Consider the following 15,234-nt stretch of genomic DNA (forward strand, 5'->3'; position numbering starts at 1 on the left):
AGACTCTTTTTTTATGTTTCATAGCTTTCTAATATGTATGCGTATAAAATGTAGAACATAAACAAAATAGACCCGCAGCTTATTACACTAATTAACAAATAAAATCCCCACTTCAGGCTCAAAAGCAATGAAAATAATACGCTGCATGCCATCACTTGAAAGATTCGCCTACTAACTAAACGGATCTTTTGTAATTTGATCGGTTCTTTCTCTCTATCCTTCACCTTTTTAAACACTTTACTAAACATAAAAAGAAACATACTAATTCCAATCGTTAGTCCTGTCTGAAAGGATATAATACTTCCCAAATTAATAAAGAGAATTAGTATATGGACAAACATCATAAATAAAGTAATACTCTTTATAAATCCACTTATAATGAAATGCTCTCCTTCATTAAACTTATATACATTATGTGAAATAATATATATTAATCCATGTAAAATAGTAATAAGGACAGGAATACATAATACGACAACTTGTTTACTCATAAACTCGTTCGCTCCACCATTCTCGTTCCAATGCACTGCCATACGAGTTGGTAAATATGGATAAATACATAGAGTAAGTAAAAGACAAGCGAAAAATATCCCTAGCATATATTTATATTTGATCAAGTAATTCTCACCTCTCTTTTCTCTTAACGGCTTCGCCTCTTTTAGAGAAATCCCTGCAAAAATCTACCTTTTTCAACTTTAAGCTTACACTTTACCCATTTTCTCTTTCAAATTTTTTCATTGTGTCGTTTAAATTTGTAGGGAAAGGTACGTCAACCACGATCTCTTCTTTCGTAATCGGATGCAAAAAATTAATCTTCATCGCATGTAACGCTTGCCCGGACATATATTTTGTTTGCCCACCATATAATACATCCCCAACTAATGGATTTCCATTATAGCTCATATGAACGCGAATTTGATGCGTTCTACCGGTTTCTAACTGTAACGTTACGAGCGTAGCATTTTGTTTTTTAAAATATTTCTCTACTTTATAATACGTTATAGCTTGGTCTCCCTTTGGAGAAACACGGCGCCTTGTAGCATGATGTCGATCTCTTCCGATGGCCTCGTCAATTGTCCCCTGCTTCTTTTTTACCTTTCCTTCAACAAGTGCCGTATACGTTCTTTTAATTTTCCGTACCATTAATAAACGATCCATAATTGCACCCGCAATTCTATGTTTTGCGAATACAACACCACCTGTCGTATCTTTATCTAACCTATGGATATGACGAACCTTCGTCTCTAAACCTTGCATTTGAAAATGAAAAGCAACAAGATTGGCAAGTGTTCCCGTCCCATTTTTTTCAGAAGGGTGTGTATCCATTTGCTCAGGCTTATTTACAATGAGTACGTGATCGTCTTCAAACACTACATTTAATTCACCATATTCCGGCTCTACGCCGTACTCCTCCTCCATAAACATATGAACTTGTAACTTCTCTCCTTCTTTTAAAAGTTCATTCCATCTCCTCTGTTCTCCGTTAACCGTAACACCTTTTTCCATACGAAGCTGATGTAATAACTTTTTTGGTACTTCCCATTCTACTTTTAACAAAGACTCAATACTTATACCATTCCACATTGCTGGAACCGTAATTTCACACCATTCGCCCTTTTTCTTTGTTTCCATACTATAATCACCTTATTTCTATTGATTCTCTCATTGTAACGGAAAACATACTTTGATGCACCGTCAAAAATAGAGGACAGTCTTATAATCGACTGTCCCCTCACGCTCTAAGCCTTTTCATCTCCTGCAACACTTCTTCAGCTTTTTGTTCATACAATAAATCTTTAAAAAAATCCGCCAATCGTTTATAGTCGTTGTACGTATCTAATAAGTCGTCTATTTTCTCTCCTTTCATAACTTGCTGCTTTTGCTTCATTTTTACTGGATAACGATATCCCGATACTTCTTGTATTTTATAATACTCATCCTCTACTTGAATGACTTTTACAAGTTCCTCTTCTTCCGCATCCATCGTATACCCGTCAAAGTCTCTAAGTAACTCATATATGATATGAGTCCATTCATCTTTTGGATAAAACCCTTTTTCTAACCGATAACCGACAATGCGATACAAATGCCCATCTTTTTCTGCAAACTGTACTGTATCATTTAGCTTAAACTTAAAATAACGAAACATTGCCTTCACCTACTTGTATGTATTGTTCTTATCACATACTATTTGCAAAATATAGGCCTCGCTATTCATAAAAAAATACTCATCTTATAGATGAGCATTTTTTACGATGATTTTTCTCTTTTCTTTCGAAATGGTAACCACCAGTTCCAATCTCCAAACAATTTCATTAAACTTGGTACAAGCATAAGTCGAATAATTGTTGCATCAAGAAATATCGCTAATGCGACTCCAATACCCATCTGCTTTACTGGCAAAATATCAGTAAAGGCGAACGCACCGGTAACAACAATCATAATTAAAGCAGCGGATGTAATGATGCGGCTTGTCGAGACAAGCCCTTCTAGCGTTGCTTGATCGTTATCTCCAGTTTCCTCATATAACTCATGGATTCGTGAAATAAGAAATACTTCATAATCCATGCTAAGCCCAAATACGAGGCCGAAAATAAAGATTGGTAATACAAATAAAACTGAACTCTCATCTAATCCGAAATGACCACCTTCAAATAACCAAATAACAATTCCAATTGTTGCACTTAAACTAAGTACATTCATAATAATCGCCTTTATTGGAATGAGTATCGAGCGGAATGCGAATAATAAAATAACAAAGGTTGACCCAAATATAACAGACATACCAATTGCAACTTTATCTTTAATTTCATCTTCCAACTCTTGTTGGAACGTTGTCATCCCGCCTAAATAATAAGTAACATCGTTTTCTTTATAATTCTTTTTGAAATCACGAACCCATTGTTTTGCAGTTTCTGTACTTGGCTTCGTATCCAAAAAGACTTCCATTGTTGTTTTATTTCCTTTCGTATACGCTTCAAATACAGGAGCTATTTTCGCCGCTTCTGGTGATTGTAACATTCCCGCAACTTGATCTGCTTTCATTCCATTTAGCCCGTCATATACACTTGTCACCTTATATACTTGCTTGTCATCTTTTAACTTTTGAACGACATCTTCTACCTTTTGTAAGCTTTCTTTTTCTGTTATATCATCCTTCGTCTCTACTACTAAAGTAACATCAGCGTGTGTTTTGACAGTCTTATTAAAGGCTTCTTCATACTTCTCAAATGCAATTCTCGTATCACTCTTTTCAGGTAACGCTTCAACACCAGGAAACTGCAAGTTAGCTGTACGTAGCGGTAATAAACAAATAACAATAAATGTTATAACAACAATAATCATGACGATTGGATGTTTCATTACAAACTGTGCAAATTTACGCCAGACCTTTGATGGCGTAGGCGCCGCCTGATTCTTTTTTAATATCCTTTTACCAATTAAAGATAATAGTGCCGGAAGAAGTGTGAGCGAAAACAAAATACTCATAATAACGACAATCATCCCGCTAATAGCAACAGACTGAATATAATCTATCTTAAAGAAAAATAAGCCTGATAAACCGACGAATACACATAACCCTGAAAATACGATAGCGCGTCCTGCCGTTTGATACGTAATCGCTATCGCTTCTTTCACTGTTCTCTTCGCAACTTCCTCTCGGAAACGATTTACAAATAACAGTGCGAAATCAATTGATAATGCGAGCCCAATCATCGGCGCAACATTTAACACGAAAATAGATAGCTCTTTATCACTACCTATAAAATATAAAATCCCCATCGTACTAATGACACTAAGCGCGCCATTTACAATCGGTAAAATAGACGCAATCAGACTACCAAATGAGAATAATAGTACGAGAAAAGCAATAGGTAATCCAATCATCTCTGCTACTTTTAAATCATTTTGCGTTCTTTCATTAATCTCTTGATTAATTTTCGGATATCCTGTCGGTGTTACTTTTAATACGCTATTACTTTCCTTCTCGATTTTTTCGGCGAATTGTAATGTCTTTTCCATTCGTTCTTTATTTGTTTTCCCGGAAAATAAAATCGTCGCATAACCGATATCATCTTGTAACATCTCTTTATTTTGCATGGGATGATGGAAAGATTCGTATGTTTCCTTCTCTTGAATTTGATTTATTATCCCCTCTATACGCTTTTGGAAATCCTCATGCGAAGTATTCTTTTCCTTCTCAAAAACGAGTAAAAGTGTATCTTGAGACTGCTTAAAATCTTTATCTAAAATTTCTTTCGTCTTTTGATAATCCCCTTCTGTTTGGAAACCATCACCGCCCAATACTCCTGGAAGTTTTGGAGCAAAAATACCGAGCACTATCGCAAGTAGTAATAATGCTACAATTACTGTATAACGAAATTGATACAAAAAAGTTCCTAACTTCCCCCACTTATCAATTTTATGTACATTTGTCTTCACACATTTTCACCTACTTTATATAATTCACTTATCATTTATACTGTATCACATCTCCCCATAAACAAAAAACGTCTAGAAAAACTATAATACTAGTTTTTCTAGACGTTTTTCTATCTTTCGTTATTAAGTCCCAATCTCTCGGTAAGTAAACGATGACAATAAATTGCTATGATTAACAACACGCCACCTGCGCAATAACCAGCTAAAATATCAGTCGGGTAATGAACATTTAAAATAACTCTACTTAATCCAATCAATATAATTAATATGCCCATTGAAATCGTAATACCACATTTTCCAGCTATACTTTTCAAATTCGCAGCAATGATATAGGCAAGAAAACCGAATGTTATGATAGATAGCATTGCATGTCCACTTGGGAAGCTATACCCAAGTGCGTCAAGTGCCTCATTTAATGATGGGCGGTCTCTTTTTGCAATTTCTTTTATTCCCTTATTAACAAGGTGTGTCGTTAATATAGCCATTGGGTACACAATCATAGCAGCATAATAACGCTTTTTCCAAAAAACGAACAAGCTTATAATTAGTGTCGTTATAACTCCAATTGCAGATCCTAGCTTTGTAAAGTAGGAGAAGAATGTAAGTAAGCTTTCCGTTTGTAATCCTTTTACCATATCACGTACGTATGTATCCATCATTGTAACACCACCTACATGTACCCTCCAAGCGATGATGCTAAATAGAACAAACAACAAAATGATACACATTAATTCATACTGATGTAACTTTTTCTTCAATCGATTTCCTCCTACTATGAAAAAATGCGATTTCTACTTTAGAAACCGCATTTTCTTACTTATTTACCTTTTGTTTTCAGCTCTGTCCAGTAGCGATCGTAGTCTTTTAACTTATCGTCTACATCAACAAGCCACTCTGTACGATCTAATTCTTCTTTTGTTAAGAAGATCATGTGATTATCACGATATTCTTTACTATGAAGAGGATGAGCTTTTTCATTTGGATTACTGTAACCAATTGACTCGTAGTTTTTCACACTTACTTTTTCATCTAATAAGTAGTTCATAAACTTCTCTGCAAGTTCTTTATGTTTCGCACCTTTTGGAATCGCTAACGTGTCAGCCCAAATTGTGCCTCCTTCTTTTGGTACAACGTATCCTACATCTTTGTTATCTTTCGCAATAAATGCTGCGTCTCCAGACCATACAGTCCCGATCCATGCATCTTCTGTAATGAATTTTTGTTTAATGTTATCTGTATCGAATGCTAATAAGTTTGGAAGTAGCTTCTGTAAATCATTTGACGCTGTCTTTAACTGTGCATCCTCTTTCGTGCTATTAGAGAAACCGTTTTTCTTAAGTCCCATTCCTAATACTTCACGAGAATCGTTTAATAAAGTAACATGTCCTTTATATTTCTCGTTCCATAAATCATTCCAGCTTGTAGGTGTTTCTTTCACATACTTTTTATTGTATGCAATGCCTGTTACACCCCAAGTATATACTAGAGAATACTTATTCTCTGGATCAAACGCAGGTGTTTTGAAATTAGAAACAAGGTTCTCGATGTTCGGGATGTTCTTCTTATCCAAAGGCGCTAATAAGTCCATCTTCGCCATCGTTTTCACCATGTAATCAGATGGCTGAATTAAATCATATGTCGCGCCACCAGCTTGTAATTTCGCAAGCATTTCTTCATTACTTGCATATTTATCATAGTTAATTTTCACGTTATATTTCTTTTCAAAATCTTTTAAAACTTGCTCATCAAAGTTGTCAGCCCAACTATAAATATTCAATTCTTCTTTCTTCTCACCACAGCCCGCAAGTACACCTGCAACAAGGCCGAAGCTAATAGCTGCGCCAGCTAATGTCTTCATCAATTTCATTGCTTTTTTACCTCCTCGTTCTTTCTATATCATTCGTATTATAAAGGAAGGTGTCCTCCAGAGTTTTCTTCACCGTCTGCACCTTTATTACGGAAAATTTCCGATAGCACCATTAATCCTACAATTACAACAATTAATATTGTAGAAAGAGCATTAATTTCAGGTGATACTCCGCGCTTAACCATACTATAAATGTATAATGGCAATGTTGTTGATCCTGGTCCTGATACGAAGAAACTAATTACAAAATCATCAATCGATAATGTGAATGTTAATAATGCGGCTGAAATAACTCCTGGTGCAATTGCTGGAAACGTTACATAACGAAACGTTTGCCACGGCGTTGCTCCTAAATCGTTTGCAGCCTCTTCTAAATCACGTCCCATACCAGAAAGACGTGCCGCTAAAATAACAACAACAAATGAAATACTGAATGTAATGTGTGCAATAATAATTGTTGTTTTTCCAAGTTCCATACCTAATTGACTAAATAGGATAAGTAAAGATAACCCCATTAAAATATCAGGAATTAAAATTGGTAAATATACAAGACCGTTAATGGCCCCTTCAAAACGATATTTGTAACGGTGTAATGCAATAGCAAAAATCACACCAAGAACTGTCGTCACAATTGTCGTTATAAGAGCAATCGTAATACTATTTACAAACGCATCAATAACATCTTGTTTTTGAAATAAATCTGTATACCAATGGAGTGTAAAGCCCTCCCATTCCGCATTAATGCGAGAATCGTTGAAGGAATATACCATTAAAACCATCATTGGAAAATACAAAAACAATAAGATTAACCAAGAATAAGAAACTAAAAACTTCTTCATTTTTGCCTATTCCCCTCCGTTTCCATCATATTTATATACTTTCGTTGCACGATAATATAAGTAAATTAACAGAACAGAGAATAGAACAACAATCATAGATAACGCGGAGCCAAACGGCCAGTCACGTGAACCTAAGAATTGGTTTTGAATTACGTTTCCGATTAATGCTACTTTCGATCCACCCATAACGTCTGATACAACAAACATTCCGATAGAGGAAACGAATACTAAAATAGAACCAGTAGTAATCCCTGACATCGTCATCGGTACTGTTACATTCCAAAATGCCTTTACTGGTGTTGCGCCTAAATCATAAGCTGCCTCTAGCTTACGCTTATCAAGCTGCTCAATTGCTGCATACACTGGTAAAATCATAAATGGTAATAAAGAATATACCATTCCGAGTATTACAGAAGGTGTATTGTATAACAGATTTAAAGGTTCACTAATAATACCTAGTTTCAATAGCAATGTGTTTACAAGACCTTGTGAACGTAAAATAACAATCCATGCGTATGAACGAACAAGGAAGTTAATCCAGAACGGGATCGTTGCCAATAATAAAAGGATAGAACGATATTTACGATCAACAATTGTAATTGTATAGGCAAATGGATAACCGATTAATAAACATAGTACTGTCGTAATAACCGCAATTTTCACTGTTTCCCATAACGTCCCCATATATAATGGATCAAACACACGCGCTATGTTATCTAATGTAAATTTCATTTCCACTGTCCCGTATGCTCCGCGCTGCATGAAGGCAAATGCTAATACGAACAGAAGTGGAATTAGGAAGAAGAGTAACAGCCATACGACTGTAGGTAATGCGAGTAATTTCCCTTTCTTCAATTTAAGGTCACCTCGTCCTCTTGCTCCCAGCCTACATATACATTATCTCCAATGCTCCACTGCGTTGCTTCTTCAGCAGTTTGATATGCCATTAGTAATTCCGATGTTTTCTCCTCACGTACATATAGCTTTTCCATATTTCCAACAAATTCAATATCTTCAATATGCCCAAGGTGGTATTCTTTTAAAATTGGCTCTTCAACCGAGCGAACTTTTACATTTTCAGGGCGAACTGCTACGTAGTTTTCCCCATTTTTCACGATATTATTTTCACCGATGAATGTTGCAACAAACAATGTTTTCGGTTGATTGTAAATTTCTTTAGGCGTGCCGACTTGTTCGATATGCCCTTTATTCATAACGACAATACGATCACTCATACTCATTGCTTCTTCTTGATCGTGCGTTACATATATAAACGTAATTCCTAAATTACGTTGTAAGTTTTTCAATTCACGTTGCAAATCTTTTCTTAACTTAAAGTCAAGCGCTCCAAGTGGCTCATCTAATAGTAATACACGTGGGTTGTTTACAATTGCTCTTGCAATTGCTACACGCTGTTGCTGTCCACCAGAAAGCTTCGACGGTTTACGATTACGGAACTCAAGTAACTGCGTTAAACGCATTGCCTCTTCCGCACGTTCTTTCTGTTCTGTTGCTGATACTTTTTGCATTTTCATACCGAAACAAATATTTTTTTCAACATTCATATGTGGGAATAGTGCGTAATGTTGGAACACTAAATTCATATGACGCTTGTATGGCGGCAAATCGTTAATCTTTTCATCATCTAATAAAAGATTCCCTTTAGTTGGCGTTTCAAATCCTGCGATCATACGAAGTAAAGTCGTTTTCCCGCAACCACTCGGTCCTAAAATTGTTAAAAATTCTCCTTCTTTAATATCTAAAGAAAGAGGGGGGATAATCACTTGATTTCCAAAATGTTTTTCTACTGCTTCAACTTTAATAATCTTTTTCATTTTCCCGTCCTATCTACCTTAAATTTTAATTTTTATATTCATGAATAAATATTTATGTTCTATAGACTATTTTTTGTTTCGATCCAAACAAAAATGGTTGTTTAGCAGCGTTCTCTTCTATTCTTTATGTAGTATGTTTGATTCATTTTCGCATGATACATATGTCGAACAGAAAAACCCCTTCAGTTGCGAAGGGGTTTTTATCATACGGCTACGCCTACTGATAAACACCATCATCATTTTAACAACTTTCGTATGAATTTTAAAGCACTTTTTGTAGAAGAGTAACGAATTTTCATGTCAAATGCTGTAGATTGGGACAAAATGCTTTTATAATGTGAAAAAGTCCGAAAACTTTGTTCACCGTGATAGCTGCCTAACCCACTACTTCCAACGCCCCCAAAAGGTAAATATGGCGTTGCAAGATGATATACGACATCATTTATACATCCTCCGCCATATGAAATATTACTCGTCACTTTCTCTTGCACTTTTCTATCTTCAGAAAATACATATAGTGCTAACGGCTTTGGATGGTGCTGAATCGTTTCAATTACCTCTTCTATTTTGTCGTATTCTATAATTGGTAAAATAGGTCCAAAAATTTCATCTTCCATAACAGCACTTTTCCATGTAACATTCGTTAACACTGTAGGCTCTATGTGTAATGTTTCTTTCGTATAATTCCCGCCAATCACAGGTTTACCGTCTTGCAAAAATGTACATAGACGTTCAAAATGACGCTCACTCACAATTCGCACATAATTGTCATTTTGCAAAGCATCTTTTCCATATTGCTCTGCGATTTCATGTCGTAATGCCTCGATTAACTGCTCTTTCACTGAAGAATGAACGTACATATAATCAGGCGCTACACACGTCTGCCCAGCATTCAAAAACTTGCCCCAAACGATACGTCTTGCGGTTACATCTAGCTTTGCATCTTTATGTACAATACATGGGCTTTTCCCGCCAAGCTCTAACGTAAGAGGCGTTAATTTTTTCGCCGCTGCTTCCATCACAACTTTTCCAACACCAACACTACCTGTAAAGAAAATATAGTCAAACGGTTCCTTTAAAAGTGCAGTGCTTTCCTGAGCACCGCCTTCTACTACCGATACAAGCTCTTCTGGGAATAATTCTTCTAGCATTCTCGTAAGCACTTTTGAAACGTTTGGCGTTAACTCTGACGGCTTTAAAACGACTGTATTTCCGGCTGCCAATGCTCCTACGAGTGGGGCAATTGCTAATTGAAACGGATAGTTCCACGGTGCGATAATAAGCGTCACACCATACGGTTCTGGCACTACTTTCCCCTTCGATCCAAAATGAGTAAGAGCTGTGCGAACACGCTTTGGTTTACTCCAAGATGAAATATGCTTCATTTGAAAAGAAATCTCTTTTAGTACATATCCAATTTCTGTTGTAAATGATTCGTGAACTGATTTATTCAAATCTAATTTCAACGCTTGAAAAATCTCATCCTCAAAACGCTGAATTCCATCATAAAGCTTCTTCAAATTATTCTTTCTCGTCTCTACACTTCTCGTATGTCCTTTATAAAAATATTCCTTTTGTTTATTTACAATAGAGGAAATACTCATGCACTCACCTTCTCCCACTATTTTTATCCAATTCTTTCATTATTTATATAGACTTCATATGTAACAAATTTCTATTCTTAAAGTTACATTATATATAACTTTTCCCTTTATATAAAATTCGTTGCTCACAAAAAAACTACCGAAAGAAAATCTCCCGGTAGTTTTACTGTATTAACGATATAAACGAACAGCACCTGCAGAGTTATCATCAGCTTGTCCTACTACTTCAAACTTCAGACCAAGCTTCGGTAAAATACGTCCTGCATCTGGAATTTGCTCATTAATATACTTTTTAGAGTCATCAAACTTCGGTACTCCTGGTAATCCATCGTATACGAATGTTCCACGCGTTGGAGATACCACTTTCCAAGCTGGCGTTTTGTCGAATGAGAACGCCGAATCAGCAATTTGGAATCGCGTACTGCTTTTAAATGTTGGTTTGCCATTTAAAGTTCCTGCAATTGCTTCTGGATGAGAATCAACTACACCAAGGAAACCATGTCCTGGATGTACGCCAACCCAGTTATCTGTGTAAGCTGAATCCGCATACCATACAACCATACCAGTGTTATATACTGGACCGCGAGCAAATTTCAATGCGTTATCTGAACCCGCATAGTTTCTCCACTCTACATAGTAGTTATGCTTTTTCTTATCCATTCCGTTAGATGCAACGAAACCGTCCAATTTGAATTGTGGTGTACCTTCTGCATCATCAGAGAATGCAACATTTCCATCTACAGTTAGTGACGCATTATCAAGTGTAAATCCATTTAACGCCAATCCACCGTCTGTAATATATTCAAATACTAGTTTCACTTTCTTACCTTTGAATTGACTTAAATCATATGATTTATCAACCCATTTTCCATTTGTCGTAGCTGCATTTCCACTATTTGCTTTCTCACCAATTCTTTCAATCAACGTTTTTTGTCCATCTTCTGTTACAGCGTGTACTTCAAGGAAATCGTACTCTGCTTCGATTTCATACAATGACTTATAATCGAATTTTGCAGTCGTTGCTTTCGTTAAATCGAATAGTGGCGTTTCCATCGTTGTATGAAGGTCATCACCTTTTGTGCTGTAGTAATACTGTTTACCAAATGCAGGCTGAATTCCTTTTACATCTTTATCTGGTAAGTTAACACGAATCAGACCTGGACGATCTGACTTCGTAACACTTTGGTCTAAGTATGTTGCAAGACCGATACCTTTATTTAATTTCTCGTAATCTACTTCTACGATATTCGCCCAGTTACCACCGATTGTTTTTTGGAAAAACTCTTTATTTTGTGGTGATAAACTCGTTGGCGTTGTTCCTGCGATTTTACCAGCCCAGCTTCCGCCACTCATAATAGACCAAGCTTCAACCGGTTCACCCTGACCGCTATACTGTGTATCATACTCATCTGGAAGACCTAAATCATGGCCATATTCATGTGCGAATACACCAACCGCGCCATCTTCTGGTTCAATTGTGTAGTCGAATGCTGCCATATTTCCGCCCCAATATGGAACTTTCGCTTTTGTACCTTCAATTGCGAATGGTTTTGGTCCAACTGTCCAGCGATGTGACCAAATTGCATCATCACCTAATTTACCACCGCCAGCTTCTTGTCCAACACCCGCATGAATAATCATTAAGTGATCGATTAAACCGTCCGGTTGATTTTGATTCCCATCACCATTTACATCATATTGATCGAACTGATCAAACTGTGATAAATCAAGTCCGCTATCTACAGCCGCTTTTAATGCATCTTTTACTAGATCACGTGGTCCTTTTGGTCCTTTATTATCATGACCTGTACCAGCATCAGCACCGTAATCAGCTGCTTTACCAGGAACCGTTAACCATTTTGTAACTGTTCCGTCCACTGTGTAACTACCACCTGATTGCTCTTCGTAATATTGTTTAAACGTTTCGATTTTACTTCCATCCTCTAACGCGAATGGCTCATTACCGAATAACATTTTTTCATAATGTTCTTTGTTAAAATCGTTAGAATACATGTAGCCAGGCTCTTTATCAATATTGTTATGCTTGAAATCAGCGTACTCTACAAGTAAAACAAGTACTTTATCTTTACGAACTTCACCGTTATACTCTTTTTGCTTAGCAGGTGAAGTTGGTACTTTCCCATTTAAGCCTCCTCTAACTGGACCTGTTCCTGCTGTAGTCCCGTTTGCTGGCTGCTCTGATTTTTCTTTCGTATCTGCTTTCGCATCTTTCACTTTCTTTAAAAAGTCAGATGCATCTTTCGTAAGTGGGTCCCCATTTGTCGCTTCTTTCCCAGGATTTTCACCCTTCTTCTTCTCTACATACTTTTCGACAGCTTTCTTTGTTTCTGCCTCTGAAGCTGACGAATCAATTACCCCACGATTTTTTAGCGCATTTGCTAATCTCTCTTCTGGGATTAAGTGATCATCAACTGGACTTGTAGCTGTTTTATCCCCAGGCGTTTCTGCATACGCAGACTGGCTTCCAGCGCCAAACGAAAGGCCTAAAGCAGCTGTCAAAGCAATTGTTGATAACACTTTAAATGGTTTCTTTATCATCCCTTATTTCCTCCCCTAATATAAAATATGTATTACATATTCTATATTATTAAAAATTCAATATATTTTCAATATTTAGTTATATTATGTAATTTTTTTAATATATTTGTAAAAATTTCATAGTTAGTATACGAATATATCACAATTCAACAATGTTTTCAGAAAATATTGAAAATTTTTGGCAGAAACCTTATAATTTCCATAGAGAGAATTTAATGGGGATTTTATCTTTGTTTCATCTACACAATATTCGATAATTTGATACATAAAATATAAAATTCGATTAATTATCGTCTACTATGTAGCAGCAATTATGACCAATAATTAGGGAGGAATTACATTTGTACAAAGATAAGGCTGACTCACTAGATCAAGAATGGATTGATTTAATACTTGAAGCTCTAGATGCTGGCATTGCCCTGCAAGATATTGAACACTTTTTCCAACGTATGAAGCATACGAGCCAGGCTCAATAGCCTCGTTCTTTTTAACGAAGTTTATGTTATAATAATCACATCATAAGACGACTACATATTGATAGAAAGGTGCGCAAATATGATAGGAGAACGTATAAAACGCCTTCGTTTACAAAAGGGCATTTCACTAACAGAACTCGCCGAAAAAGCTGGTGTAGCTAAATCTTACATTAGTTCTATAGAACGAAATTTACAAAAAAACCCTTCCATTCAGTTTCTCGAAAAAATTTCAGCTGTTCTACAAATTCCAGTTGATACGTTACTTCACGATGAAACAACAACAGAAAGTCATCTAGACTCCGAATGGACACAACTCGTTAAAGATGCGATGAGCTCCGGTGTCTCAAAAGAACAGTTTCGTGAATTTCTTGAATTTACACAATGGAAGAAAAATCAACAATAATACATATGAAAGAGTGCTTAAAACGGGCACTTCTTTTTTCTTTATAAAAAAAAGCGGGGAAATCCCCGCTTTTTGCTTTATTATTTTTCTTCTCCAGCTTCTTGGTTAGCATTGAATGTCCACTCTAAATTCAATGAATCACCTTGGAAAATATTTTGCTCTTTTCCATTGTCTACGAATTCAAACTGTACCCATAGGTAATCCTCTGTGCCAGCCTCTAATCCACCCTTTTCTCCCCACTCAGGAGCAAAGATGTCTTTAGCTAAAACATCTGGATCCACATTTTGTAAATCTGCTAAAGTTGTTTCATATACAGGCTCACTTTGTTTATCCCAGTTCCAAAGGAATTTCACTTTAATATGCTTACCAAAGTCTTCACCAGCATTATCTTTTTTTGCATCTGTAACAGTGTACTTTGTCGCTAATTTAACATCTTTAATTGTTAAACTACCATCGTTCTTTAATAAGAACTCTTTCTTAACAGTATCCCCTGGTTTTAAATCTTTAATATCTACAAGCGTTTTAGGGTTTAATGTAAGATCTAACGTCCCAGCTGCAAATGTATTGTTCGATACTTCTTTATCACTAAAGAATGCAAATGTTCCTCCACCAATTAAAGATAACCCCAATGCTGCTGATGCAACTCCCATACCTAATTTCTTTTTCAGACTCACAATCAATTCCCCCTAGCTGTTTTTTGTATTTTTATCTCTTATTTCAAAATAAGAGGTGTAACTAAAACTATATTAGCTTAGCTAATATTTGTTCTTTTCTAAAAACCTTAAGTTCATTATAACGAACAAACCTATATAAATACAACAATATTTTTTTAGTATTTTCAATTATTTTTATTTCTCAATATTGTTTTGATTTTTCAGTTTTTTTAGCTCATTCCAACACATTTTCTATTAGAAGCACACGAGATCAAGACAATAAGTGCGAGGATAAATACTCCCTCACACTTATATACATTATTCTCTTTCATGACGATCTCTAAGTTGTGCTAGCCACAATATTATTGGTTAGTTGAAGTAGCATTCTCATTAAATCACTTGCTCAGGCTACTTAGCTGTTTCTGTTTGTTTCTGTTCTTCTACCTTCTTTTTCTCTTCTGCTTTCTTTTGTTCTTCTATCTTCTTCTGTTCTTCTACTTTCTTCTGTTCTTCTACTTTCTTCTGTTCTTCTGCTTTCTTCTGTTCTTCTACTTT

Annotated in this window: 14 protein-coding genes; 2 read left to right on the top strand and 12 right to left on the bottom strand. The window is 36.0% G+C overall.

The annotated features are described in order from the left end of the window. Nucleotides 1-11: 11 nt before the first annotated feature. The 11 genes from V7038_RS00150 to inhA1 all read right to left on the bottom strand — a co-directional run bounded on the left by V7038_RS00150 (nucleotide 12) and on the right by inhA1 (nucleotide 13,147). A complete protein-coding gene (locus tag V7038_RS00150) occupies nucleotides 12-617 on the bottom strand; it encodes a DUF1648 domain-containing protein (RefSeq protein WP_002201274.1) in 606 nt (201 codons plus the stop codon). Between the two features lie 91 nt (nucleotides 618-708). Continuing rightward, a complete protein-coding gene (locus V7038_RS00155) occupies nucleotides 709-1,632 on the bottom strand; it encodes an RluA family pseudouridine synthase (protein WP_335468669.1) in 924 nt (307 codons plus the stop codon). A gap of 100 nt (nucleotides 1,633-1,732) precedes the next feature. Continuing rightward, nucleotides 1,733-2,149, bottom strand: a complete 417-nt coding sequence (locus V7038_RS00160) for a hypothetical protein (RefSeq protein ID WP_002158768.1) — start codon at nucleotides 2,147-2,149, stop codon at nucleotides 1,733-1,735. Nucleotides 2,150-2,250: 101 nt separating this feature from the next. Then, on the bottom strand, nucleotides 2,251-4,443 hold the full coding sequence (locus tag V7038_RS00165; RefSeq protein WP_002202712.1) for an MMPL family transporter: 2,193 nt from the start codon (nucleotides 4,441-4,443) through the stop codon (nucleotides 2,251-2,253). Nucleotides 4,444-4,553: 110 nt separating this feature from the next. Continuing rightward, nucleotides 4,554-5,201, bottom strand: a complete 648-nt coding sequence (locus V7038_RS00170; protein ID WP_335468671.1) for a phosphatase PAP2 family protein — start codon at nucleotides 5,199-5,201, stop codon at nucleotides 4,554-4,556. Nucleotides 5,202-5,260: 59 nt separating this feature from the next. Continuing rightward, nucleotides 5,261-6,310, bottom strand: a complete 1,050-nt coding sequence (potD, locus tag V7038_RS00175) for a spermidine/putrescine ABC transporter substrate-binding protein PotD (protein ID WP_002202714.1) — start codon at nucleotides 6,308-6,310, stop codon at nucleotides 5,261-5,263. Nucleotides 6,311-6,348: 38 nt separating this feature from the next. After that, nucleotides 6,349-7,149, bottom strand: a complete 801-nt coding sequence (potC, locus tag V7038_RS00180; protein WP_002149696.1) for a spermidine/putrescine ABC transporter permease PotC — start codon at nucleotides 7,147-7,149, stop codon at nucleotides 6,349-6,351. Nucleotides 7,150-7,155: 6 nt separating this feature from the next. After that, nucleotides 7,156-8,004, bottom strand: a complete 849-nt coding sequence (gene potB, locus V7038_RS00185; protein ID WP_002126118.1) for a spermidine/putrescine ABC transporter permease PotB — start codon at nucleotides 8,002-8,004, stop codon at nucleotides 7,156-7,158. Next, the gene (gene potA / locus V7038_RS00190; protein WP_002011479.1) at nucleotides 8,001-8,984 is read right to left on the bottom strand and encodes a spermidine/putrescine ABC transporter ATP-binding protein PotA; all 984 of its coding nucleotides are present in this window, start codon (nucleotides 8,982-8,984) and stop codon (nucleotides 8,001-8,003) included. Before potA ends, potB begins: the two co-directional genes overlap by 4 nt. A gap of 236 nt (nucleotides 8,985-9,220) precedes the next feature. Beyond that, nucleotides 9,221-10,588: an aldehyde dehydrogenase gene (locus V7038_RS00195; RefSeq protein ID WP_002202716.1), complete on the bottom strand. Its 1,368-nt coding sequence runs from the start codon at nucleotides 10,586-10,588 to the stop codon at nucleotides 9,221-9,223. Nucleotides 10,589-10,759: 171 nt separating this feature from the next. Beyond that, nucleotides 10,760-13,147 (bottom strand): M6 family metalloprotease immune inhibitor InhA1, encoded by a 2,388-nt coding sequence (gene inhA1, locus V7038_RS00200; protein WP_002202717.1) that lies wholly within the window; start codon nucleotides 13,145-13,147, stop codon nucleotides 10,760-10,762. A gap of 341 nt (nucleotides 13,148-13,488) precedes the next feature. Here inhA1 and V7038_RS00205 point away from each other — a divergent pair, with 341 nt between their 5' ends. After that, on the top strand, nucleotides 13,489-13,623 hold the full coding sequence (locus V7038_RS00205; protein ID WP_002011474.1) for an anti-repressor SinI family protein: 135 nt from the start codon (nucleotides 13,489-13,491) through the stop codon (nucleotides 13,621-13,623). A 79-nt stretch (nucleotides 13,624-13,702) separates the two neighbouring features. Next, on the top strand, nucleotides 13,703-14,026 hold the full coding sequence (locus tag V7038_RS00210) for a helix-turn-helix domain-containing protein (RefSeq protein ID WP_002064339.1): 324 nt from the start codon (nucleotides 13,703-13,705) through the stop codon (nucleotides 14,024-14,026). Nucleotides 14,027-14,106: 80 nt separating this feature from the next. On the opposite strand, the gene calY is transcribed toward V7038_RS00210, so the two are convergent. Further along, entirely contained in the window at nucleotides 14,107-14,700 is a 594-nt protein-coding gene (calY, locus tag V7038_RS00215; RefSeq protein ID WP_002202718.1) for a biofilm matrix protein CalY, read from the bottom strand. Nucleotides 14,701-15,234 lie beyond the last annotated feature (534 nt).

This window comes from Bacillus sp. JJ783, from assembly GCF_036963225.1.
GTDB classification, from domain to species: Bacteria; Bacillota; Bacilli; order Bacillales; family Bacillaceae_G; genus Bacillus_A; species Bacillus_A cereus_U.

Coding starts and splice junctions, on each gene's coding strand:
- inhA1 (WP_002202717.1), bottom strand. CDS start 13,147: ATGATAAAGAAACCATTTAAAGTGTTATCAACAATTGCTTTGACAGCT.
- V7038_RS00160 (WP_002158768.1), bottom strand. CDS start 2,149: ATGTTTCGTTATTTTAAGTTTAAGCTAAATGATACAGTACAGTTTGCA.
- V7038_RS00155 (WP_335468669.1), bottom strand. CDS start 1,632: ATGGAAACAAAGAAAAAGGGCGAATGGTGTGAAATTACGGTTCCAGCA.
- V7038_RS00195 (WP_002202716.1), bottom strand. CDS start 10,588: ATGAGTATTTCCTCTATTGTAAATAAACAAAAGGAATATTTTTATAAA.
- potC (WP_002149696.1), bottom strand. CDS start 7,149: ATGAAGAAGTTTTTAGTTTCTTATTCTTGGTTAATCTTATTGTTTTTG.
- potD (WP_002202714.1), bottom strand. CDS start 6,310: ATGAAATTGATGAAGACATTAGCTGGCGCAGCTATTAGCTTCGGCCTT.
- V7038_RS00210 (WP_002064339.1), top strand. CDS start 13,703: ATGATAGGAGAACGTATAAAACGCCTTCGTTTACAAAAGGGCATTTCA.
- potA (WP_002011479.1), bottom strand. CDS start 8,984: ATGAAAAAGATTATTAAAGTTGAAGCAGTAGAAAAACATTTTGGAAAT.